This window comes from Microbacterium sp. 71-23 (assembly GCF_001897265.1).
Classification (GTDB): Bacteria; Actinomycetota; Actinomycetes; order Actinomycetales; family Microbacteriaceae; genus Microbacterium; species Microbacterium ginsengisoli.
Map to the genome: position 1 here is coordinate 188,792 of NZ_MKSL01000008.1, position 22,008 is coordinate 210,799.

Annotated in this window: 20 protein-coding genes; 11 read left to right on the forward strand and 9 right to left on the reverse strand. The window is 71.3% G+C overall.

The features are described 5' to 3' along the window. Positions 1-23 precede the first annotated feature (23 nt). Together BGO15_RS00970 and BGO15_RS00975 are read left to right on the forward strand one after the other, a co-directional pair. Complete coding sequence (locus BGO15_RS00970; protein ID WP_056519712.1) at positions 24-932, forward strand: aldose 1-epimerase family protein; 909 nt, start codon at positions 24-26, stop codon at positions 930-932. 80 nt (positions 933-1,012) lie between these two features. After that, complete coding sequence (locus BGO15_RS00975) at positions 1,013-1,936, forward strand: NADP-dependent oxidoreductase (protein ID WP_056206279.1); 924 nt, start codon at positions 1,013-1,015, stop codon at positions 1,934-1,936. 80 nt (positions 1,937-2,016) lie between these two features. Here the strand turns inward: BGO15_RS00975 and BGO15_RS00980 are convergent, their stop codons facing one another. Beyond that, positions 2,017-2,355: a YciI family protein gene (locus BGO15_RS00980; protein ID WP_056206277.1), complete on the reverse strand. Its 339-nt coding sequence runs from the start codon at positions 2,353-2,355 to the stop codon at positions 2,017-2,019. 44 nt (positions 2,356-2,399) lie between these two features. Further along, positions 2,400-5,519, reverse strand: coding sequence for an efflux RND transporter permease subunit (locus tag BGO15_RS00985; RefSeq protein WP_056519708.1), 3,120 nt, complete (start codon positions 5,517-5,519; stop codon positions 2,400-2,402). A 266-nt stretch (positions 5,520-5,785) separates the two neighbouring features. Here BGO15_RS00985 and BGO15_RS00990 point away from each other — a divergent pair, with 266 nt between their 5' ends. Then, complete coding sequence (locus BGO15_RS00990; protein WP_048809092.1) at positions 5,786-5,947, forward strand: hypothetical protein; 162 nt, start codon at positions 5,786-5,788, stop codon at positions 5,945-5,947. Between the two features lie 111 nt (positions 5,948-6,058). Here BGO15_RS00990 and BGO15_RS00995 read toward each other — a convergent pair whose 3' ends face one another. After that, positions 6,059-6,814, reverse strand: a complete 756-nt coding sequence (locus BGO15_RS00995; RefSeq protein ID WP_056206275.1) for a MerR family transcriptional regulator — start codon at positions 6,812-6,814, stop codon at positions 6,059-6,061. 191 nt (positions 6,815-7,005) lie between these two features. On the opposite strand from BGO15_RS00995, the gene BGO15_RS01000 reads away from it, so the two are divergent. The 3 genes from BGO15_RS01000 to BGO15_RS01010 all read left to right on the forward strand — a co-directional run bounded on the left by BGO15_RS01000 (position 7,006) and on the right by BGO15_RS01010 (position 8,866). Then, on the forward strand, positions 7,006-7,851 hold the full coding sequence (locus BGO15_RS01000; RefSeq protein ID WP_045247546.1) for a DUF4097 family beta strand repeat-containing protein: 846 nt from the start codon (positions 7,006-7,008) through the stop codon (positions 7,849-7,851). Beyond that, complete coding sequence (locus BGO15_RS01005) at positions 7,848-8,462, forward strand: PadR family transcriptional regulator (protein WP_045247547.1); 615 nt, start codon at positions 7,848-7,850, stop codon at positions 8,460-8,462. Before BGO15_RS01000 ends, BGO15_RS01005 begins: the two co-directional genes overlap by 4 nt. Positions 8,463-8,659: 197 nt before the next feature. After that, entirely contained in the window at positions 8,660-8,866 is a 207-nt protein-coding gene (locus tag BGO15_RS01010; RefSeq protein WP_045247548.1) for a DUF3073 domain-containing protein, read from the forward strand. 69 nt (positions 8,867-8,935) lie between these two features. Here the strand turns inward: BGO15_RS01010 and purF are convergent, their stop codons facing one another. After that, on the reverse strand, positions 8,936-10,396 hold the full coding sequence (gene purF / locus BGO15_RS01015; RefSeq protein WP_056206271.1) for an amidophosphoribosyltransferase: 1,461 nt from the start codon (positions 10,394-10,396) through the stop codon (positions 8,936-8,938). A 7-nt stretch (positions 10,397-10,403) separates the two neighbouring features. After that, entirely contained in the window at positions 10,404-11,543 is a 1,140-nt protein-coding gene (purM, locus tag BGO15_RS01020) for a phosphoribosylformylglycinamidine cyclo-ligase (protein WP_056206270.1), read from the reverse strand. Between the two features lie 48 nt (positions 11,544-11,591). Between purM and BGO15_RS01025 the strand changes: the two genes are divergently transcribed. Further along, complete coding sequence (locus BGO15_RS01025; protein WP_045247551.1) at positions 11,592-12,200, forward strand: hypothetical protein; 609 nt, start codon at positions 11,592-11,594, stop codon at positions 12,198-12,200. A 9-nt stretch (positions 12,201-12,209) separates the two neighbouring features. Here the strand turns inward: BGO15_RS01025 and BGO15_RS01030 are convergent, their stop codons facing one another. Together BGO15_RS01030 and BGO15_RS01035 are read right to left on the reverse strand one after the other, a co-directional pair. Next, a complete protein-coding gene (locus BGO15_RS01030) occupies positions 12,210-12,536 on the reverse strand; it encodes a hypothetical protein (protein ID WP_048809093.1) in 327 nt (108 codons plus the stop codon). A gap of 164 nt (positions 12,537-12,700) precedes the next feature. Next, entirely contained in the window at positions 12,701-15,547 is a 2,847-nt protein-coding gene (locus tag BGO15_RS01035; protein WP_056519706.1) for an HtaA domain-containing protein, read from the reverse strand. A 133-nt stretch (positions 15,548-15,680) separates the two neighbouring features. On the opposite strand from BGO15_RS01035, the gene BGO15_RS01040 reads away from it, so the two are divergent. Genes BGO15_RS01040 through BGO15_RS01050 form a run of 3 tightly spaced genes read left to right on the forward strand, consistent with a single transcriptional unit; the run spans position 15,681 to position 18,636 of the window. Beyond that, positions 15,681-16,802: a heme/hemin ABC transporter substrate-binding protein gene (locus tag BGO15_RS01040; protein ID WP_235557464.1), complete on the forward strand. Its 1,122-nt coding sequence runs from the start codon at positions 15,681-15,683 to the stop codon at positions 16,800-16,802. Continuing rightward, positions 16,799-17,860, forward strand: a complete 1,062-nt coding sequence (locus BGO15_RS01045; RefSeq protein WP_056206268.1) for a FecCD family ABC transporter permease — start codon at positions 16,799-16,801, stop codon at positions 17,858-17,860. The genes BGO15_RS01040 and BGO15_RS01045 overlap by 4 nt, the downstream gene beginning before the upstream one ends. Further along, positions 17,857-18,636, forward strand: a complete 780-nt coding sequence (locus tag BGO15_RS01050; protein ID WP_200930820.1) for a heme ABC transporter ATP-binding protein — start codon at positions 17,857-17,859, stop codon at positions 18,634-18,636. The genes BGO15_RS01045 and BGO15_RS01050 overlap by 4 nt, the downstream gene beginning before the upstream one ends. Positions 18,637-18,717: 81 nt before the next feature. On the opposite strand, the gene BGO15_RS01055 is transcribed toward BGO15_RS01050, so the two are convergent. Beyond that, positions 18,718-19,074 (reverse strand): sterol carrier family protein, encoded by a 357-nt coding sequence (locus BGO15_RS01055; protein WP_045247582.1) that lies wholly within the window; start codon positions 19,072-19,074, stop codon positions 18,718-18,720. Between the two features lie 33 nt (positions 19,075-19,107). Between BGO15_RS01055 and purD the strand changes: the two genes are divergently transcribed. After that, positions 19,108-20,379, forward strand: coding sequence for a phosphoribosylamine--glycine ligase (purD, locus tag BGO15_RS01060; protein WP_056206264.1), 1,272 nt, complete (start codon positions 19,108-19,110; stop codon positions 20,377-20,379). 70 nt (positions 20,380-20,449) lie between these two features. Here purD and BGO15_RS01065 read toward each other — a convergent pair whose 3' ends face one another. Beyond that, on the reverse strand, positions 20,450-21,883 hold the full coding sequence (locus tag BGO15_RS01065) for a DHA2 family efflux MFS transporter permease subunit (RefSeq protein ID WP_156454804.1): 1,434 nt from the start codon (positions 21,881-21,883) through the stop codon (positions 20,450-20,452). Between the last annotated feature and the right edge of the window lie 125 nt (positions 21,884-22,008).

Sequence of the window (22,008 nt, forward strand, 5' to 3'; positions counted from 1 at the left end):
GCACGTCGCATTACGCTGAAGACATGAGTGCTGCGCCGGCCACGGGCATCCCGTTTCACATCGGTCGGGGCGCGGTCTCGGCCTCCATCGCCCCCGTCGGCGCGGCGCTGCGCGCGGTGACGGTCGACGGCGTCGATCTCGTGCCCGGCTACCCCGATGAGCTGCCCACACCCGCTGCGTGCGGGGTCGTGCTGGTGCCGTGGCCGAACCGTGTGCGTGCCGGAGCCTGGAGCCAGCGCGACCGCAGCTACCAGCTCGCGCTCACCGAGCCTCAGCTGGGCAACGCCTCGCACGGGCTGCTGCGCTTCGCCACGTATGCAGCCGACGAGGTCGCCCCGGACAGCGTCACCCTGCGGGCACCGGTCGTGCCCCAGACCGGCTATCCGTTCCACCTCGACACGCGCGTCACGTATCGCATCGCGGAGCGCGGCATCGAGGTACGTCATGAGATCACCAATGTCGGCGGAGAGGACGCGCCCGTCGCCGTCGGAACGCATCCGTACCTGCAGATCTCGGATGTCGCGACCGCCGACCTGACCGTCGAGATCGACGCCGCGACCCGCTATCTGCTCGACGACCGCAAGCTGCCCGTCGGTACCGCCCCGGTCGATGCCGCCCACGACCTGCGCACGCCGCGTCGGGTCGGCGACCTCGACATCGACACCGCGTACGCCGACCCGGTGCGCGACGACGAGGGGCGCATCCACGGGCTGCTGCGCGCCCCGGACGGACGCACCGTCGACCTCTGGGCGGGCGATGGCTTCACCCACCTGCAGGCCTTCACCACCGACCGTTTCCCCGGCACCCCCGTCGCGATCGCGATCGAGCCGATGACGGCACCCGCCGACGCCCTCAACTCGGGCGATGGGCTGCGCTGGCTGGCGCCCGGTGAGAGCTGGCGACTGGTCTGGGGCATCGATCTCGTCGTGTGACCACGGATGACGACACCCCGCGCGTCGGGGGAATGGCGATGGATGCCGCGCGGTTGCGGCCTCCTCGGAAAGGAACTCCCATGAAGTCAGTGCAGATCGTGAGCTGGGGCGCCACCGACGACCTCGAAGTGCGGGACATCCCCACGCCCGAGGCGGACGGCGGACAGGTGCGGGTGAAGGTGCAGGCGACGGGACTCAACCCCGTCGATTGGAAGATCATCGAGGTGATGCAGGACAAGCCGGGCGGCTATGGCGCCCACATCGTGCTGCCGTCGGGCAACGGCAACGACTACGCCGGTGTCGTCGACCAGGTCGGCGAGGGTGTCACGGGGGTCTCCGTCGGTGATGCGGTCTTCGGCGGCAGCCGCTACTTCGCGCAGGCCGAGTACGTCGTCGTCGACGCCGGCAGCGTCATCCCGATCCCCGACGGGCTCACCGTCGCGCAGGCCGGCGGACTCGACATCGTCGGCCGCACGGCTGTGGCGAGCGTCCGTCAGGTCGCACCGCAGGCGGGCGAGACCGTGCTCGTCTCGGCGGCCGCGGGCGGCGTCGGCGTCATCGCCGCGCAGCTGGTCCGCCTCGCGGGAGCCCGCGTGATCGGCACGGCGAGCCCTGCCAACCACGGCTACCTCACCGAACTCGGCATCGAGCCGGTCGCCTACGGCGACGGACTCGTCGAGCGTCTGCGCGAGCTCGCGCCCGAGGGCATCGACGCGGTGCTCGACAACCAGGGTCGCGCGACCCTCGAGGCCGCGGTCGAGCTCGGCGTGCCGACCGGACGCATCAACACGATCGCGGAGCACTCCTTCGCGGCGCAGCACGGCATCTCCTCCGTCGGCGGCGCGAAAGCCGACAACAAGGACCTGGCCGAGCTCGCCGGCCGCGTCGCCACGGGCGAGATCCTCTTCCCGATCGATTCGGTGTACCCGCTCGATCAGGTGACAGCGGCCTACGCGCACCTGAAGGCGGGCCACCTGCGCGGCAAGGTCGTGCTCGAACCGTGAGCACGGAGTCGGGTCGGCGCGCAGAGCCGCGTCGTCCCGACTGCTGCGGCCGGCCCGCTGCTGCGCTCGGCGCGTCGCGCTCAGTCCGCGGGCGGGCCGAGCAGCGGCCGCAGCTCGAGGCGGCGGTTGCACGCGCGTGAACCCTCGATCATCAGGGTGCGCGCGGCATCCTCATCGTCCGCCTCGATGATCCAGAACCCCGACGTCCACTCGGGCGCCTCGACGAGAGGTCCGTCGACGAGCACCGGATCGGCGCCGCGACCGTCGATGAGAACGGATGCCGCAGGATGCGCGAGGCCCGCCCCGAACACCCAGTGGCCGCCGTCGACGAGCGTCTGGTTGAAGACGTCGATCGCGGCCATCTCCTCAGGCGTCGCCGACGAGCTGCGACTGTCGACCACGTTCACCAGGAACTGCATGGGGTGATCATCCTCCCGGAGCCGGCGCCGCGCCACTCGTCCGGTCAGTGCGCGGGGCTCGCCTCCGCCACGGCCGAGGTCTTCGCCGCCCGACGCGCCTGACGACGCTCCTTGGCACCCTCGACGAGGTTGTAGAGCGTCGGCAGCACGAGCAGGGTGAGAAGCGTCGACGACACGAGCCCGCCGATCACGATGATCGCGAGCGGCTGCGAGATGAACCCGCCGTGCCCGGTGATGCCGAGCGCCATCGGGGTCAGCGCGAAGATCGTCGCGAGCGCCGTCATGAGGATCGGGCGCAGACGCCGCGAGCCGCCGGCGATGACGGCGTCGTGGGCCGAGAGACCCTTCTCGCGGTACTGGTTGACGAGGTCGACGAGCACGATCGCGTTCGTCACGACGATGCCGATGAGCATCAACACGCCGATGAGAGACGCGACACCGAGCGGCACGCCCGTGACGACCTGCAGGATGATGGCACCGGTCGCGGCGAACGGCACCGACACCAGCAGCAGCAGCGGCTGACGCAGCGACTTGAAGGTCGCGACCATGACGATGTAGACGATGAGGATCGCCGCGAGCAGCGCGAGCCCGAGCTGCGAGAACGCCGACGACTGATCGGAGGCGACACCGCCGATCGTGGCGGTCGCGCCACTGGGCAGCACGGTGTCCTTGAGCGCGGTGTTGACGCTCGCGGTCGCTGTCGCCAGGTTGTCGGTCGACGGCGTGATGGTGATCGCCGCGGTGCGCTGGCCACGGTCGGTCGTGATCGAGACCGGGCCCTGACTCTGTGCGACAGTGGCGAGCGAGTCGAGGCGCACCTCGCCGGCCGCCGTCGGGATCTGCAGCGCCTTGAGCGCATCGACAGTCGTGGGCACGTCGCTCGCCTGCAGGTAGACACTCACGCCGGTTCCGTTCAGCTCGACGGTGCCGACCTGCTGCGGACGCATGGTGTTCGAGACGATGCTCCCGACCGCGACCTCGGAGAGCCCGGCCGCGGCGGCCTTCGCACGGTCGACCGTGACGGCGATGAAGGGCAGCGAGGCGGACAGGTTGCTGGAGATCTGACCGATGCCCGCCTTCCCCTGCACAGCCTTCACGAGCGCGTCGCTCGACTGCTGCAGCGAGGACTCATCCGGTGCGGTGATGTCGATCTCGATGTTGCTCGACGTGAACCCGCCGCCCGACGCCTGCACCTGCACGGTGCCGACGTTCGGAAGCGCCGACAGCGTCGACTCCACGCGGGTGCGCAGATCGACCTGATCGACCGAGGCGTCGGTGGTGATCGAGTAGGTCACGCCTGACCCGCCGCCCGAGAAGGCGTCGCGCAACGACGACCCGCTCGAGCCGATCGAGGTCTGCACCGTCTGGACGCCGCTGACGCCCTTCAGCGCCTGCTCGACCTGTTTCGCTGCGGCGTCCTCGGAGTCGAGGCTGGCCGCGTTGCCGAGCGACTGCGTCACCGTGAGCGTGTTCTGACCGGAGTCGCCCAAGAAGTTGATCTTCATGAGCGGCGCCAGCCCGCCGGTGCCGACCAGCACGAGCACGGCGATGAGCAGTGTCACCCAGGAGTGCCTCAGCGTCCAGCGGATGATCGGCAGGTACGCCTTCTGCAGGCGGGTGGGCGGGGCATCCACGTGCTCGGGGTCGATCGGGGCGCCCGCGGCATCCGTCACGGGCTTGCCCGGCCGCAGGAACCAGTACGCCAGCACCGGCACGATGGTCAGCGCCACGAAGAGCGAGGCGACCATCGCCAGGGTGACCGTGAGCGCGAAGGGGCGGAACAGCTCGCCGGTGATGTCGCCGACGAAGGCGATCGGCAGGAAGACGGCCACGGTGGTGAGCGTCGAGGCGCTCACCGCGGTCGCGACCTCGCGCACCGCCTTGATGATCGAGGGGAGCTTCTCGGCATCGCCGACGTAGTGACGTTTGATGTTCTCGATGACGACGATGGAGTCGTCGACGACGCGGCCGATCGCGATCGTCAGCGCACCGAGGGTCAGGATGTTGAGCGAGTACCCGAACGCCTGGATGCCGATGAAGGTGATGAGCACGCTCGTCGGGATCGAGATGGCCGTGACGAGCGTCGATCGCACCGACAGCAGGAACAGCAGGATCACCACGACCGCGAACACGAGTCCGAGCAGTCCCTCTTCGGCGAGCGACTGGATCGACTGCTCGATGAACGGCGCCTGATCGAAGACGACGGTGAACGAGCCGCCGCCGAGCTGGGTGGTGAGATCCGGCAGCGCGTCGCGCACCTCGCGGGAGACGTCGACGGTGTTCGCGGACGGGAGCTTCGTGATCGCGATCGTGAGGGACGGCTCACCGTTCACTCGGGAGATCGAGGTGATCGGCGCCTGGCCGAGCGTGACGGTGGCGACGTCGCCGATCGTGACAGCGCCCTTCAGCAGCTGCGGCGCGGTCGTGGGCACGAGCGGGAGTGCGGTGATCTGATCGACCGACGTCAGTTTGGTGCCGGTCTGCACCGTGAGGGTCTGGTCGCCCTCGGTGATCGTTCCGCCGGGGAAGAGGATGCCGTTCTGCGACAGGGCGTCCTTGACGGCGGTCTGCGTGTAGCCGTGTGCGGCGAGCTTTGCCGGATCGGGGACGATCGTGACCTGCTGGGCCCGCCCGCCGACGATCTGGGCGGCGTTCACACCCGCAAGCTGCTGCAGCTTGGGCACGATGACCGACTCGAGGCGCGCCTGGGCCGCCGCCTCGTCGGAGTATCCCGAGACCGCGACCTGGATGACGGGGAAGTCGGACACGCTCGCGGTCACCACACTCGGGTCGACGCCGCTGGGCAGCGTGCTCTTGATGCGGTCGATCGCGAGCGAGACCTTCTGCTCGGCGGTGGTGAGGTCGGTGCCGTACGTGAACGACGCCTGCACGATCGACGAGTTGGCGGTGCTGGTCGCACTCGAGGACTCGAGACCGGGCACCCCCTGGATCGCCGTCTCGATCGGGGTCGAGACATCGTTCGAGACGACCTCGGGCGATGCCCCGGGGTAGCTCGAGACGATCGCGAGCTGCGGGAACTCGACGGAGGGGATGAGCTCCTGCTTGAGGCTCGTGAGCGCGATGCCACCGAAGATCGCCACGACGATGGTGACGAGGGCGATCAGAGCGCGGTTCTTGAGGCTGAGGACGGCGAGGTGCGACACGGTCGGCCTTCGTGATCGTTGACGGATGCCGGAGTCCGGCCGATACACGTCTGTATCGGGGTCAGTATCGCACGCCGATCCTTCTGTATGACTGAGGGATGCTGCCGGTCGCGGCCGCGGCATCCGTCACCGCCGACGGCCGCGCTAGCACCGGGGCGCGGGCGTCGTCAAGCCTGGGCCGGCGGGCGGGGCGTGATGCCACTCTGGGCGTGCGCCGTCGTGCGCCTCTGCGAGGAGACCCCTCGCGCCGACCCACCGGAGGATCCATGAACATCGCCCTGGTTCTCATCATCGTCATCGCCATCGTGGTGGCGATCGTCAGCGGACTGAACGCCGCCCTCAGCTGGTTGCTGTGGGTCGCGCTGATCGTGGGCGTCATCGCGCTCATCGCATTCCTGCTGAGGGTCATCGGCGGCCGCAAGGCCTGACGCTTCCCCCGGACGTCGCGCGTTTCGGGTGCGCGCGCCGTCGACTCTCCGTCCCCCCAAGGAGAGCGGATGCCGCGGCTTTCTGCCGCGGCATCCTTTTGTGTCCGGGCATCACGTGTCGGCGCGATCGGCCCACATGCGAAGCGCGTCGCGCACGAACGTCGCACCGTCGACGCCGCCGTAGTTCGCGGCGAAACGCGGATCGGCGACGTACATGTCGCCAAGGCCGCGCACGTAGGCGCGTACGTCGCCGCCGTCGCCCGCGGGCGTGCCGGGAATCGCGCACAGCCAGGCGACGTGACGGTCGGCGAGGCGTTGCGCGTCGTCGCCGGACGGATCCTCCCCGGCGATCGCCGCGGCGCGCCAGTCGGACTGCAGCGCGCGGGAGCGCTCCTGCCACGCGGCGCGATCGTCGGCGCTCATGCCGCGCCACCACGCGTCGCTGCGGGCGTAGGCATCCGCGCCCCAGCGCCGCTCGACCTCCTCGCGGTGCTCCTCGTGGGCGAACCCGTCGAACATGTTCTCGGCCGTGAGCCGTTCTCCTCTCCGGAGTGCGTGGATGGTGTGGGTGACGGATGCCGCCTGTCGCCGCAGCCGCTCCTGCCGGCGTTCGATGGCGTCGAGGTGGACCTCGAGCGCCGTGGCCGTGTCGGCGTCGCGGTCGAGCGCGGCAGCGATGTCGGAGAGCGGCAGCCCGAGCTCCCGCAGCAGCAGGATGCGCTGCAGGCGCACGAGCGCGGCGTCGTCGTACAGGCGGTAGCCGGCGGCGGTTGTCGAGGACGCCGGCAGGAGTCCGATCGCGTCGTAGTGCCGCAGGGTGCGGCTCGTGACGCCGGCGATGCGGGTGACGTCCGTGATGCTGCGCATGCGGTCTCCGTTCGTCGGGGTGCGGCGCCGGCGAGGATGTCCGTCGGCGTCGGGTTCGAGCGTAGGGATTGACGCCGCGTCAAGGTCAAGCCCGCGACATCCGATTCTCGATCAGCGCTTACGCAAACGCGATATATCGTGTTATCGTCACAACACGCGATATATCGCGTTCATCGAACCAGGAGAACGACATGACCCCTGAGAAGTGGCTCATCCACCCGGGCGAGACCCGGGTCATCGACATCGCATCCGCGACCGCCCTCAAGGTGGGGCTCGTGGGCGGCGAGGTCGACATCGTCGCCCACGACGAGCCGACCGTGCGCATCGAGGTGCACGGCGTCACCGTCAAAGACCTCCGGGTCGAGGTCGACGGCGACCGCGTCGAGATCGACCACCCCCAGCTGCGGTGGGACAACTTCCTCGAGGTGTTCCGCAACTTCGGCTCGGGCGGCCCCAAGGCCGAGATCAGCGTGGCCGTCCCCCGCGACATCGCGCTCACCCTCGGCGTCGTCAACGCGAGCGCTCTCGTCGCCGGCCTCCAGCGCGACGCGCGTCTCAACACCGTCTCGGGCGACATCATCGTCGACGGCCACACCGGATCGCTCACCCTCAACGCGGTGTCGGGCGACGTCCAGGTGCGCGGGCTCGAAGGTCGACTCGGCGCCAACAGCGTGTCGGGCGACGTCGCCGCGACGGGCGTCATCACCAAGGCCGACGTCGACACCGTGTCGGGCGCGCTGCTGTTCGACTCGACCGGCCCGGTGCATCAGATCGGCTTCAACACGGTGTCGGGCGACGCGACCGTGCGTCTGGACCCCGACCTCGCCGTCAACTACGTGCTGCGCAGTGTCAGCGGGAAGGTGCAGCTCGACGGCATCGTGCATCGCGGCAACGGCCCGGGCGTGAACTTCACCGGATCGATCGGCGAGCTCAGCGGCTCGTTCGCCGACGTGCGCGTCAACTCGGTCTCGGGCGACGTCACGCTGCTGCGCCACACCCCCGACGCGGCGCTCTCCCCTGAGGACGGTGCCCGATGACTCCCGCGGTCTTCTCCCACGGCGACCTGCGCCTCTACCTGCTGAACCTGCTCGACGAGTCCCCCCGGCACGGCTACGACCTCATGCAGGCCCTCGCCGACCGCACCGGCGGTACCTACACGCCGAGCGCCGGAACCATCTATCCGCGGCTGTCGAAGCTGGAGGAGGAGGGGCTCGTCACCAAGACCGTCGACGGACGCAAGACCGTCTACGAGATCACCGACGCCGGACGCGCCGAAGTGGCATCCCGCCGGGGCGACCTCGACGGCATCGAGGCGCACCTGTCGGACTCGGTGCGCCTCATCGCCGAAGAGGTGCGCGGCAGCGTGCGCGACGCGATGAAGAGCCTGCGCGCCGACCTCGCGGCGGCCAAGGCCGACCAGCGCAGCCACACCCCGCGATCGTTCGTGACCGAGCCCGACGACCGCGCCGACAGCCGCGAGCAGGTGCGCCGACTCGACGTCGTGGTGAACGAGTTCCGCGCCCAGGTGCGCGCCGACGCCCGCACCCACGTCGCGCGCGGCGGGGAGCTCGCCGCGACCGTGGTCGACGAGGTGGAGCGCGCACTCGACGAGGCCGCGCGGGAGCTGACCCGGGCCCTGCGGCGCTGAGTGCCGCTGCGGTTCTCGGATGCCGCACCCCGGCGTCCGGCACCATGGCGACACCGTGCGCATCGCCCCGCACCCTGCACGGAGGCGGGGCGATGCGCCGTGTTATTCTGAGTGCTATTCTTCCCGGCTCCTCAGCCGGACTCGTGGATACGTCGGGCCCCTCGAAGCCCGCTTCTCAGATCGTGAGGGGGTCTCGCATGGGGCGTGGCCGTCAAAAGGCGAAGCACACCAAGATCGCCCGTGAGCTCAAGTCGTACAGCCCGAGCGTGAACTACGCCGCGCTGGAGCGTGAGCTCGGGCATCCCAGCGACGAGGGCGACCAGTACGTCGACAAGTGGGCCGACGAGTACGACGACGAGGACGAGCTCGAAGAGGAAGACGCCTTCGACAACGAGAAGGCCTGAGCCCGACCCGCTCTCACCCGCCACGTGGCGCCGACGCGGGCACGCGGCATCCGCTCGCGACGACCGCCCTCAGGACGTCTGCGTGCCCTCGACCCAGGCCAGGTATTCCTCACTGACCGTGCCCGTGACGTAGCGGCCGTCGAAGCAGCTCATGTCGAGATCCTCGACGTCGGAGCCCTCGAGGATCGCCGCCTTCAGGTCGTCGATCTCCTGGTAGACCATGTAGTCGGCGCCGAGCTCCTTGGCGATCTCGGGGATCGTGCGGCCGTGGGCGACGAGCTCGTGGCGGGAGGGCATGTTGATGCCGTAGACGTGCGGGTAGCGCACCGGCGGCGCGGCCGACGCGAACGTCACGCTCTTCGCGCCCGCGTCGCGCGCCATCTGGATGATCTCCTTGCTCGTCGTGCCGCGCACGATCGAGTCGTCGACCAGCAGCACGTTCTTGCCCTTGAACTCGCTCGACATCGCATTGAGCTTCTGGCGCACGCTCTTCTTGCGCACCGCCTGGCCGGGCATGATGAACGTGCGGCCGATGTAGCGGTTCTTGTAGAAGCCCTCGCGGTACTCGATGCCGAGCTTGCGGGCCACCTGCATCGCCGCGGGACGCGACGAGTCGGGGATCGGCATGACCACGTCGATCGTGCCGGCCGGGGTGTACTTCGCGATGGTGTCGGCCAGACGGTCGCCCATGCGCAGGCGCGTCTCGTAGACCGAGATGCCGTTCATGATCGAGTCGGGACGCGCGAGATAGACGTACTCGAACGAGCACGGGAAGAGCGTGGCCTGCTCGGCGCACTGCCGCGTGTGCAGCGTGCCCTCGAGGTCGATGAACACGGCCTCCCCCGGCAGCACGTCGCGCACGACCTCGAAGCCGGCGTTCTCCAGCACGAGCGACTCGGATGCCACGATCCACTCGTAGCGGCCGTTGGCGGCCTGGCGGGTGCCGATGATCAGCGGGCGGATGCCGAACGGGTCGCGGAACGCGAGGAGACCATACCCGGCGATGAGAGCGATCGTGGCGTACGAGCCCTCGACGCGGCGGTGCACGCGGCTCACCGCCTCGAAGATCTGGTCGGGGTCGAGCTCGAGCCCCGAGATGACCTGCTGCAGCTCGCCGGCGAGCACGTTCACGAGCAGCTCGGTGTCGGAGCTCGTGTTGAGGTGCCGGCGGTCCTTGTGGAACAGCTCGTCGGTCAGTTCACGCGTGTTGGTGAGGTTGCCGTTGTGCACGAGCACGATGCCGTAGGGGGCGTTCACGTAGAACGGCTGCGCCTCCTCCTCGCTCGACGCGGTGCCCTTCGTCGCGTAGCGCACATGACCGAGCCCGATCTCGCCCAGCAGCGACCGCATGTCGCGGGTGCGGAAGGCCTCGCGCACCTGCCCGCGCGCCTTCACCTGATGGAAGACGCCGCTGCGCTCGGCGGTGGCGATGCCCGTCGAGTCCTGCCCACGGTGCTGCAGCAGCAGCAGGGCGTCATAGATCTCCTGATTGACCAGCCCTTGGCCGACCATGCCGACGATGCCGCACATAGAGGTGTTACTTCGCTCCGGGGGTGAGGTGGGTGGCGGGGCCGCCGGCGTAAGCGCCGACGAGACGGACCGAGCCGCCGTCGACCCCCTTGGCGCCATGCTCGAAGTGGCCGTCGGGCAGGGCGCCGTCGCGCACGACGCCGACCTGCCACGTGGGGATGCCGGCATCGATGAGAGCGGATGCCGCGGCATCCGCCTTGTCCGCCGAGACGATCGCGAGGAAGCCGATGCCGAGGTTCCAGGTGCCCTCGGTCTCGACGAGGTCGAGCTGGCCGAGGTCGGCGAGCACACGGAAGACGGGCGCGGGCGACCAGGTGGAGCGGTCGAGCTCGACCCAGGTCGACCGGGGCAGCACCCGGGCGAGGTTGGCGGCGATGCCGCCGCCGGTGACGTGGCTGAGCGCATGGATGCGGTCGCCGAACGCGTCGATGAGGCCGAGCAGCGGCGTCGTGTAGAGACGGGTCGGCTCGAGAAGCGCCTCACCCCACGTCGTGCCGAAGTCGGCGGCGTTGTCGCCGTACTGGATGCCCGCACGCGCGACGATGTGGCGCACGAGCGAGAAGCCGTTCGAGTGGAGTCCGCTCGAGCCGAGCGCGAGCACGACGTCGCCGGACTGCACGCGCTCGTAGCCGAGCACGCGATCGGCCTCGACCACTCCGGTCGCCGCGCCCGCCACGTCGTAGTCACCGATGCCGAGCAGCCCCGGGTGCTCGGCGGTCTCGCCGCCGACCAGGGCCGTGCCGGTCTCGGCGCAGCCGTGCGCGATGCCGCGCACGATGTCGGCGATGCGCTCGGGGAAGACCTTGCCGCACGCGATGTAGTCGGTCATGAACAGCGGCTTCGCACCGACCACGACGATGTCGTCGACGACCATGCCGACGAGATCCTGGCCGATGGTGTCGTGCTTGTCGATGGCCTGCGCGATCGCGACCTTCGTGCCGACGCCGTCGGTGCTGGAGGCGAGCAGCGGGCGCGTGTAGCCCGTGAGCGCCGAGGCGTCGAACAGCCCCGCGAACCCGCCGACACCGCCGAGCACCTCGGGTCCGTGCGTGCGCTTGACGGCGGACTTCATGAGCTCGACCGCCAGGTCACCCGCCGCCGTATCGACACCGGCCTCGGAATACGGATTGCGCGGGGAATCGACCACGCGCCCAGCCTACCCGCGACGCGCGCACCTCCGCCCTACACTGGCGCCATGAGCGCCGGGGATGCGCAGTGGGTGGTCCGTGAGGATGCCGGACGCCCGGTTCTCCTCGCCCTCTATCTGAGGCAGGTGCTGGGGCTCCGCTCCCCTGACGAGCTGCCGGTGCTGCGCGGCATCCCTCTCGCCGACCCCGCCCGCGACGCCGACCTGCAGCAGACCCTCGAACGGCAGTGGCGCGCGTTCTGGGCCATGACGGTCGAGCCGCAGGCGCATCCGTCGCCCGTTCCCCTCGCGCTGGTCGGCGGATTCGAGACGCTCGTCGCCCTGCCGATCGAGGGAGCCGACGAGCTGCGCCAGCACATCGCCCCGCACGCGCGGCCGGCGCTCGCGTACGCCGAGCGTGCACACGAGTCGTATCGTGCGGATGCCGCCGCCACCCCGCGTGCGTCGGCGCGGGCATACCGCAGCGCGATCGCCGATCACGAGCGGCAGGTGGGCCGCCCCGCCCACTCGTTCGAACTGAACGTGCAGGTGCTACCGCTGGCTCAGCGCGGCGTGTGGTGGATCGGCTCACTCACGATCGCGGTGACCGACGGGCTGCGCGACGACGTGGTGGCGTTCGACTCGGCGCTGCACCCGATCATCGCCGACCTGGCGTGACCGGGCGCGTCACTCCTCGATGCGGATGCGGTCGCGCTCGACCTCGACCTCGACGACCCGGCGGCCGACGGTGCGATCGAGCACCACAGCGACCAGCAGCGCCAGCAGCACGCCGACGGCCACGCACACGAGCAGCAGGAAGCCGAAGACCTGCAGCTGCGTGTAGGTGACGCCCGTCACGCTCGTCTCGTCCGCACCGTGGAACGCGAAGGTCAGCACCATCGCGGCCACGAGCCCGACCGCCGCGCCGATCACGAGGAAGACCGTGAACTTCGGCGCGCGCCGCACCGTCGCGCGCTGACGCACGGGGGCCGAGGTGTCGGGGGTGTCGCTCACGCCTCCATTGTCGCACCGCGGTCGCCGCGCGGGTTCCGCGGCGGGAACCGCACAGCGCGCGGCGATGTCGGTGAGACGGCACGGTGCGCGGCGGGCGGGGTTCCGCCTGCCGCGCACAGTGCCGTCTGGCCGGCGGACCGACCGGCCGGCTGACCGACCGGGGCTCAGGCCCGGCGGCGCCGCACCACCAGCACCGCGGCGAGCACGGCGGCCGCGAGCAGCACGCCGCCGCCCACGAACCACGGCCACACGAGCGCGGTGTCATCGGAGGTGAGCTCGGCGCCCGCGGCCGTGACCTCGGTTGCGCCCGACCCGCTCGAGGACTGCGCCGCGGCCGCGCACCCGGACGGCAGGGCGATCGACGCCGACACCGGATCGAGCTGCTCCCCGGCCGAGTACGTGCCGAACGCCGCTGCGCCCGCAGGGGTGAGGGTGGTGGCGGCATCCGTCAGGGTGATGCCGGCTGCGTCCCGCACCGACGGGGTCAGGGCGAACTGGGCGAACCGCACGTCGTGCTGCGCCACGGCCTCACCGGCCTGGGTCGTGCCGGTCACGTCGAACACGAGATAGCCGACGTCTCCGGCGAACTCGATCCGCGCGTTCGCGAGCGTCGTGTCCAGAGCGCCGCCGTGACCTGTGAACCGGACGCTGCCGCCGAACATGACCGTGCCGACCAGCGCCTCGGGGTCGACGGCGCCGGTGCCCGTGGCCCACGAGAACACCGGGTAGGCGTAGGTCACGCCCTCGAGCTGCCAGCCGCCGGCGGCGATACCCTCGATGTAGGTGCGGAACGACTCCTTGACGCCCCAGTCGAGCGTCGCGGCGGTCGCCTGGCAGGTGCCGAGCGCTGTCGCGACGGCGCGGGTGAGCGTGAACGGGATGCCGCGGCTCACCGACCCCTGGAACGTCAGCGTGTGTGCGCCGTCGGCGAGGGTCGCCGGCAGCGTGCCGGTCCAGGTGGCGGTGCCCGAGGCATCCGCCGCCACCGTGTCGAGCAGCGTCGGCGTCGAGTAGACGACGATCGAGATGCCGGTCTCGCCCGACTGGAAGCCGCTCGCCGTGACGGTCACGCGGTCACCGGACTGCAGCGCGGCGAGGGTCGCCTCGTCGAGCTCGATGCCCGTGGTCGCCGGCGGGGTCGCCGGGATCGATCGGGTGGTGCGGACCGCACTCGACGCGGTCGCGACCGTGCCCGTCGCGCCCGCAGGCGCCGCCGCCGCCGCGCCGACGGTGAAGGTGAGCGGGTCGAGCGTGGTGGCGTTCCCGCCGAACACCTGTGTGCGGCCGGCGTCGGTGAGGGTCGCCGCCACACCGGCGTAGGTGACGGCGCCGCTCGCCTCGGTGCGGGTGGCGCCCGCGAGCTCGAGGGTGGCGAAGACGACCTCCCGACCGCCCGAGGTGACCACGAGGGCGCCCGCGGTCGCCGACGTCAGGCGGATCTGCGGGTTGGCGACGGTGACGTCCAAGATGCCCCCGTGCCCGACGTATCGCACCGAGCCGACGTACGAGACGGTTCCCATCGAGCCGTCGAACGTGCTGCCTGCGGCCTGACCGAAGCGGTAGACGCCGTCACTCAGGGTCGCGCCTCCCGACACGATCACGCTGCCGTGGGCGATCGGACCGGTCACGTAGCGCGTGAAGCTCGACGAGATCGGCCATGAGAGCGATCCGCCGGCGACGGTCTCGGGGGCGGGGGTGGTCGGCGTCGGCGTTGGTGTGGGCGTCGGGGACGACGTCGGGTTCGGCGTGGGCGTGTCGGTCGGAGTGGGCGTCGGGGTCGGGGCGCCGGGGAAGACCTGCTGCCACTGAGCCTCGGTGACCGTCAGGTCGGCGCGGGCGTACAGGGTGCCCGCCGACGGGAGGGTGTGCTGCTGCCACACGATGACCTCGTAGTCGAGCGCGGGGTCGAGCTTTGCGGCGGGCGCGATCAGGTCGGTACTCAGCACGCCGCCGGTGATGCCGCGCGCCCACGTCATCGCTGCGGAGCCGTCGGAAGCGGTGACATCCGCCTCGGTTCCCTTCTCGATGAGTGCGACGTACGCGCCGGAGACCGAGCCGAGCCCGGTCGCGTCGACATGCACGGCGAGGCCCTGATCGGCCGTGGCAGAGGTCACGGATGCCGCAGCCCGCCGATCGGGCGCGAAGGTGATCGGCACCGCCCGCTCGGCCGCGGCCTGCACGACGCCGCCGGCGCCGACGGTGAAGACGGCCAGGCTGCCGCCCTCGATCTTGACGGCGTCGAGCGCGGCCTGGGTCACGTCGACGGTCCACTCGGCTCCGACGGTGCCGTCGGCGGCGACCGTCCATTTCGTGGGGGCGAACGAGTTGGCGGCGTCGGCGACCCACGTCGATGCGGCGTTCGAGCGCGCCGACGACAGGGCACCCTCGGACGGGCGCCACGTGGGCGCGAGCCAGCCGACCTGGATGTAGAAGCCCGCCTTGCCGGCCCCGTAGCGGGAGACGGCGGAACCGTCGTAGCCGCTGGCGATGACCGTGAGGGTCTGGCCCTGCGGGTCGAGACCGGAGGTCTGAGAGACGGTCAGCGACGGGGTCGCGGGCACCGGCGCGTAGGTCAAGGACTGCGTGACCCGCTGCGACGCGTCAGGGATGCCGTGAGCCTTGCGGGCGAACAGCACGTAGGACGTGCCGTCCGTCGCGGCGGGCACCGTGACATCCACTTGGAAGGATCCGTCGGCGTTCATCGGCGCCGTGCGACCCAGGCCGGGAAGGTCGCCGTCGGTGTTCGCGACGTCGAGCCAGACGGTGAAGGTGTCGCTCGAAGCGCCCTCCGCTCGAACGCCCAGGTAGAGCCCGGGGGATGCGGAGCTGAAACCGGAACCGGTCACGGTGACGGCACCGCCGGCGCTCGGGACGAGACCGGCCGACAGCGTGGGCGAATCGGCCGCGACGGCGAGCTGCGTCGGCACGACGAGGCCCATGATCACGAGCAGCATCGCGACCACGGACGCGATGACGGGACGGAGAGAACGGGGTGGTGCGAGGGAACTCACGGCATGCTCCTGCGGGCGCCGGGACACGGCGCGGATCGGGATGGGAAGGAACGAGTTAGGGTGACCTAACCTCCCTTGCACGCTAGAGGTCCCGCTGAGAGATCGTCAAGTTTTAGGTTAGCCTTGCCTAAATATGAGCCTCTCTCACCGCATCCGTTCGACGTCGGCTGCGCTCGCTGCCACGGCCCTCGCGATCACCCTCACCGCGTGCGCGAGCGCCGGAAGCACGGCATCAGCGACCTGCGACACCCCGGCATCGGCCGCCGCCGTCGTCGACGCGCGCGGCCTCACCGGCGTCACCACCGCCTGCCTCGATGACCGGGCAATCACCCCGGTCGCCGATCAGACCGCGGCCGTGCTGCCCACGACCGTCGTCGACGCCGAGGACCGGAGCGTCACCGTCGCCTCGATCGAACGCATCCTGCCTATCGACATCTCCGGCACGATCGCCGCCACCGTCTTCGGACTCGGACTCGGCGACCACGTCGTCGGCCGTGACTCGTCGACGACCTTTCCGGGCGCGGAGAACCTGCCCGTCGTCACGCAGGGCGGCCACACGCTCAACGCGGAGGCGATCCTGTCCCTCGCGCCGACGGTCGTGCTCACCGACACGACGATCGGCCCGAAGGAGGTGCGCCAGCAGCTGCGCGACGCCGGCATCGCGGTCGTCGTGATCTCATCCGAGCGGAGGCTCGACGGCACGGCGGCTCTCACCGACGAGATCGCGCGCGCTCTCGGGGTGCCGAGCCGGGGCTCCGCCCTCGCGGCACGGCTGACGGCGGACGTCGCGGCGGCGCAGGCCGAGGTCGCGGCGACGGATGCCGCATCCGCCCGCCCCCGCGTGCTGTTCCTCTACGTGCGCGGCAGCGCGAACGTGTACTACATCTTCGGCCGGGACTCCGGCGCCGACTCCCTCATCGAGGCGATCGGCGGCATCGACGTCGCCGGCGAGATCGGCTGGGAGGGGATGCGTCCGATGACAGCGGAGGCTCTCGCCGCCGCGCAGCCCGACGTGCTGCTGATGATGACCGACGGGCTCGCCTCAGTCGGCGGCATCGACGGACTGCTCGAGCGGGTGCCGGCCCTGCAGCAGACGCCCGCCGGAGAGCACCGCCGGGTCGTCGACATGGCCGACGGGCAGATCCTGGCGTTCGGGCCACACTCCGCCGACGTGGTGCGCGCGCTCGCCGCGGCGCTGCGCACTCCCGGCGACGACGCCCCGGGTGCCGGCGCGAGCGCAACCCCCGCCTCATGAGCGGCGAGACCGTGCTGCCGGCGCCCGCACGCGCGGGCCGCGGGCGCTTCGCGACCACCGTCGTCGTGCTCGCCGTCGCGCTCCTGGTCACCCTCGTCATTTCGCTCGGGGCGGGTCAGTACCCTCTCAGCCCGCTGCAGGTGGTCGAGGCACTCTGGCATGCGCTCTCCGGGCATGCCGCCCCCTCCCCCGCCGCCGGAGTCGTCACGAGCGTGCGCCTGCCGCGCATCGTGCTCGGCGTGCTCGTGGGCGCGGCCCTCGCCGTCTCGGGTGTCGCGATGCAGGCCATCTTCGGCAATCCGCTCGCCGACGCCGGAGTGGTCGGCGTCTCGTCCGGCGCAGCCCTCGGCGCCGCGGCCAGCCTCACCTTCGGGCTCAGCGTGCTCGGCACGTGGACGACTCCCGCACTCGCCTTCGTCGGCGGACTCGCCGCCGTGCTCGCCGTGTACGCCATCAGCCGGTCGGGTGGGCGCACAGAAGTCGTGACCCTGCTGCTCACCGGCATCGCGATCAACGCGATCGGCGGCGCCGGCCTCGCTCTGCTCACTTTCCTCGGCACGTCGTCGACCCGGGAGCAGATCGTCTTCTGGCAGCTCGGCAGCCTGAACGGCGCGCTCTGGTCGAGCATCGCGCTCGTCGCCCCGCTCGTGATCGCCGGTGTCGTCGCGACGATCGTGGTGGCTCGGCGCCTCGACCTGCTCGCCCTCGGCGAGCGCACGGCGCGCCATCTCGGGGTGCGCGTCGAGGCGCTGCGGCTGTTCGTGATCGTGGTCGTCGCCGTGCTGGTGTGCGCGGCGGTGTCGTTCGCGGGCATCATCGGCTTCGTCGGGCTCGTCGTCCCGCACCTCATGCGCATGCTCATCGGCCCCGGCCATCTGCGCCTCACGGTTGCGAGCGCACTGGGCGGCGCCCTGCTGCTCGCGATCGCCGACCTCATCGCGCGCACCGCGGTGCCTCTCGCGGACCTGCCGATCGGCATGCTCACCGCCCTCGTCGGAGGGCCGTTCTTCCTCTGGCTCCTCGTGCGCACGCGTCGGCAGGCGGGGGGCTGGGGATGACCGAACGGATGCTGCGCGCCGCGGGCGTGCACGTGCAGATCGCCGGGCGTGCGACGTCTCTGCTCGCCGACGTCGACCTCGCAGTGCGCCCCGGCACCTTCCACGCCCTCGTCGGCCCGAACGGCGCGGGGAAGTCGACCCTGCTCGGCGTGCTCGCCGGCGACATCGGGCCATCCGCCGGCGCGGTCACGCTCGACGGCACCCCGCTCGACCGTCTCGGGTCTCGAGCGCTCGCCCGGCGCCGGGCCGTGCTGCTGCAGCAGAACTCGGTGTCGTTCGCGTTCCGCGCCCGGGAGGTGGTGGCGATGGGTCGCGCTCCGTGGCAGGGGAGCGCCGCGGCATCCGAGGATGACGACGTGATCGCCGAGGCACTCGCCGCCACCGATGTGACCCACCTCGCCGACCGCGTCGTGACCTCGCTCTCGGGCGGCGAACGCGCCCGGGTGGGGCTCGCGCGCGTGCTCGCGCAACGCGCGGATGTGCTGCTGCTCGACGAGCCGACCGCGGCGCTCGACCTGCGCCACCAGGAGGACGTGCTGCGCATCGCGAGGGATCGAGCCCGGGCGGGCGACGCCGTGGTCGTCGTGCTGCACGACCTCAACGCGGCGCTCGCCTATGCGGACACGGTCACCCTGCTCGCCGCGGGGCGCGTCGTTGCGACCGGGAGCGCCGCCGACGTGCTCACCCCGGAGCGGGTGAGCGAGGTCTACGGGCAGCCGGTCGATCGCCTGACCGACGCCGCCGGCATGCCTGTGCTCGTGCCGCGACGCCGGTGAGAAGGCACGCCGCGCGGCGGGCGGGGTTCCGCGCGGCGCGCGGCGTGCCTTCCAGTGCCGCGCGCGGCGGAGCGCCGCGGCTCAGGGGCGCAGCGGCAGCAGATCGGAGATGTCGGCGCGCACGCCCGACGCGACGATGAGGCCGGCGGCCGCGGCATCCGCCCACGACCGCTGGCCCGTCGCGAGGGCGATCCAGGTGCGCGCGTCGGTCTCGACGACGTTCGGCGGCGTGCCGCGCGTGTGCCGCGGACCCTCGATGACCTGCACGGCCCCGAACGGCGGCACCCGCACCTCGACCGTGTGCCCGGGCGCCTTCTCGAGGAGCAGCTGCAGCAGGTAGCGCACCGCCGTCGCCAGGTCGGCGCGGGCCGGCGCGTCGGTCGCGGCGACCGCCGCGAGGGCGGCCCGGCCGTCGCCGGTGTCGATCTTCGGGGGCACAGCTCGACGGTAGCCCGTCGGTAGGCTGACCGGGTGAGAATCCTCGTCCTCGGCTCGGGCGCGCGCGAGCACGCCATCATCCTCTCGCTGCGCTCGGAGGACGAGGAGCACGTCATCTTCGCGGCCCCCGGCAACGCCGGCATCGCTCGCGACGCCGCCCTCGTCGACCTCGACCCGGTCGACCCCGCGGCCGTCACCGCCTTCGCACTCGAGCACGACATCGCCCTCGTGGTGATCGGCCCCGAGGCGCCGCTCGTCGCCGGCGTCGCCGACGCGGTGCGCGAGCGCGGCATCCCCGTCTTCGGCCCGAGCCGCGCTGCCGCCCAGCTCGAAGGCTCGAAGGCGTTCGCGAAGCGCATCATGGATGCCGCGGGCGTGCCGACCGGGCGGGCGATCCGCGCGCACGATCTGGCGTCGACCGCCGCGGCGCTCGACGATCTGGGCGCCCCCCACGTCGTCAAGGCCGACGGGCTCGCCGCCGGCAAGGGCGTGATCGTGACGAGCGACCGCGAGGCCGCCCTCGCCCACGCCGCCCACTACCTGCCGTCGGGGCCGGTGCTCGTCGAGGAGTTCCTCGCCGGACCCGAGGTGTCGCTCTTCTTCCTCAGTGACGGCGACCACGTGCTGCCGCTCTCCCCCGCCCAGGACTTCAAGCGTCTGCGCGACGGCGACGAGGGCCCGAACACCGGCGGCATGGGCGCCTACTCGCCCCTCCCCTGGCTGTCGGAGCGCTTCGGTGGCGAGGAGGAGTTCGTCGAGCTCGTGACCCGGGACGTCGCCGAGCCCGTCATCCGTCAGCTCGACTCCGAGGGCACCCCGTTCATCGGGCTCCTCTACGCGGGCCTCATCATCACGGAGGCGGGCGTGAAGGTCATCGAGTTCAACGCACGCTTCGGCGACCCCGAGACCCAGATCGTGCTGCCGCGCCTCATCGATCCGCTGTCGCGGCTGCTGCTGGCCGCGGCATCCGGCACGCTCGAGGACCAGCCGAAGCCCGCCTTCGCCGACGCGGTCGCGGTGACGGTCGTGCTGGCGAGCGAGGGCTACCCGGATGCCCCGCAGACCGGACGCGCTCTCCGCGGGCTCGACGCCGCCGACGCCGTCGACGGCGTCCACGTCGCGCACGCCGCGACTGCCGACACCGAGCAGGGACTCATCGCCACCGGGGGTCGCGTGCTCAACGTGGTCGCGCTCGGATCCACCTTCGGCGAGGCGCGGGAGCGCGCCTACGACGCCCTGTCCCGCATCGAGCTCGACGGCGGCCAGTACCGCACCGACATCGCCGCGCGCGTCGTGGAGCACTGAGCCGCGGCATCCGCCCCTGCACACCACGAGGCCCGCACCCTGATCGGGGTGCGGGCCTCGTGGTGTCGGGTCAGTGGCCGCCGGCCGAGGCAGCAGGCTCGCCGGCGGGAGCGCCCGCGCCGTAGGTCGGCGCCGGTACCTTGCGCAGGAACAGCGCGGCGATCACCGCGACGAAGATCACCACGATCGGCAGGATCATCGTCTGCGCCATCGCCGTCGCGAACGGTCCCGCGATCATGCTCGGGAGGGCGCCGGCGGTGAAGTCGCCCGTGTGCGAGCCCGCTCCGGGAAGGTTGTCCTGGAGCCGCCCCTGCATGAAGGCGGCGACCGCGGCGGAGCCGATGACCGAGCCGATCGTGCGGGTGGTGTTGTAGATGCCCGCGCCGGCGCCCGCCTGGCGGGGCGGCAGGTTGCGGGTCGCCGAGGTGGCGAGCGGCCCCCACATTCCCGCGTTGCCGATACCCATGAGCGCCGAGGGCAGCAGGAATGCCCACACCGGGGTGTCGGGCTTCATGATGAGGGCGTACCAGACGAGGGATCCGGCGACCGCGAGCAGGGCGGGAACGAGCATGAGGCGCGGGTCGATGCGGTCGAGGAGACGACCGGCGACCGGCGCGAGACCGCCCGCGAACAGCGCCATGGGGATGAGCAGCAGCGCCGACTCGGTCGGCGTTCGCCCGAGGGCGAGCTGGTAGAAGAACATCAGCGGCAGCGACATGCTCGTCACGGTGAAGCCGACGGCGGCGATGCCGAGGTTGGCGGCGGAGAAGTTGCGATCCCGGAACAGCCCGAGCGGCACGAGCGGCTCGCTCTTGGTGCGCGCCTGGGTCCACACGAAGAGGACGAGAAGCACCACGCCCCCGGCGATCATCGTCCAGATCCAGCCGTTCCAGTCGTAGCTCTCCCCCTCCTGCAGGCCGAAGACGATGAGGAACAGCGCGGCGGCGCTCAGCACGACCCCGACGAGGTCGAACTTGTGGGGGTGGGTGGGCAGCTTCGGCACGAGGATGACGGCCATGACGAAGCCGATGATGCCGACCGGCAGGTTGACGAAGAAGATCCACTCCCAGCCGAGGCCGTCGACGAGCAGGCCGCCGGCGAGCGGGCCGACGAGCATGGCCACACCGGCCGTCGCGCCCCACAGGCCCATGGCGGCACCGCGCTGGTTCGGCGGGAAGGTGCGCGTGATGACGGCCATGGTCTGCGGCGTGACCAGGGCCGCGCCGAGGCCCTGCACGGCGCGCATCGCGATGAGCATCGGAAGGGTCGTGGACAGTCCGCAGCCGACCGAGGCGAGCGTGAAGACGGCGAGACCGATGAGGTAGATGTTCTTCGGGCCGAATCGGTCGCCGAGACGTCCGGTGATCAGCAGCGGCACGGCGTAGGTGAGCAGGTAGGCGCTCGTGACCCACACGACGTTGTCGAGGTTGGAGGTCGCGGGATCGAGCGCCGCCTTGATGGCGGGGTTGGCGACGGAGACGATCGTGGTGTCGACCAGGATCATGAAGAAGCCGATGATGAGGGCCCACAGCGCGGGCCACGGGCTGCGCGGGTGGGCGGCCGCGGGGGTGCGGGTCGCTCCGGTGGAGGTCTGGCTCACGGGGTGCCTTTCTGGCGAAGAGGATGCGG

Excerpts from the sequence above, each read along its gene's own strand:
- BGO15_RS00970 (WP_056519712.1), top strand. The coding sequence starts at position 24 with ATGAGTGCTGCGCCGGCCACGGGCATCCCGTTTCACATCGGTCGGGGC.
- BGO15_RS00975 (WP_056206279.1), top strand. The coding sequence starts at position 1,013 with ATGAAGTCAGTGCAGATCGTGAGCTGGGGCGCCACCGACGACCTCGAA.
- BGO15_RS00980 (WP_056206277.1), bottom strand. The coding sequence starts at position 2,355 with ATGCAGTTCCTGGTGAACGTGGTCGACAGTCGCAGCTCGTCGGCGACG.
- BGO15_RS00990 (WP_048809092.1), top strand. The coding sequence starts at position 5,786 with ATGAACATCGCCCTGGTTCTCATCATCGTCATCGCCATCGTGGTGGCG.
- BGO15_RS00995 (WP_056206275.1), bottom strand. The coding sequence starts at position 6,814 with ATGCGCAGCATCACGGACGTCACCCGCATCGCCGGCGTCACGAGCCGC.
- BGO15_RS01000 (WP_045247546.1), top strand. The coding sequence starts at position 7,006 with ATGACCCCTGAGAAGTGGCTCATCCACCCGGGCGAGACCCGGGTCATC.
- BGO15_RS01005 (WP_045247547.1), top strand. The coding sequence starts at position 7,848 with ATGACTCCCGCGGTCTTCTCCCACGGCGACCTGCGCCTCTACCTGCTG.
- BGO15_RS01010 (WP_045247548.1), top strand. The coding sequence starts at position 8,660 with ATGGGGCGTGGCCGTCAAAAGGCGAAGCACACCAAGATCGCCCGTGAG.
- purF (WP_056206271.1), bottom strand. The coding sequence starts at position 10,396 with ATGTGCGGCATCGTCGGCATGGTCGGCCAAGGGCTGGTCAATCAGGAG.
- BGO15_RS01025 (WP_045247551.1), top strand. The coding sequence starts at position 11,592 with ATGAGCGCCGGGGATGCGCAGTGGGTGGTCCGTGAGGATGCCGGACGC.
- BGO15_RS01040 (WP_235557464.1), top strand. The coding sequence starts at position 15,681 with ATGAGCCTCTCTCACCGCATCCGTTCGACGTCGGCTGCGCTCGCTGCC.
- BGO15_RS01045 (WP_056206268.1), top strand. The coding sequence starts at position 16,799 with ATGAGCGGCGAGACCGTGCTGCCGGCGCCCGCACGCGCGGGCCGCGGG.
- BGO15_RS01050 (WP_200930820.1), top strand. The coding sequence starts at position 17,857 with ATGACCGAACGGATGCTGCGCGCCGCGGGCGTGCACGTGCAGATCGCC.
- BGO15_RS01065 (WP_156454804.1), bottom strand. The coding sequence starts at position 21,883 with ATGATCCTGGTCGACACCACGATCGTCTCCGTCGCCAACCCCGCCATC.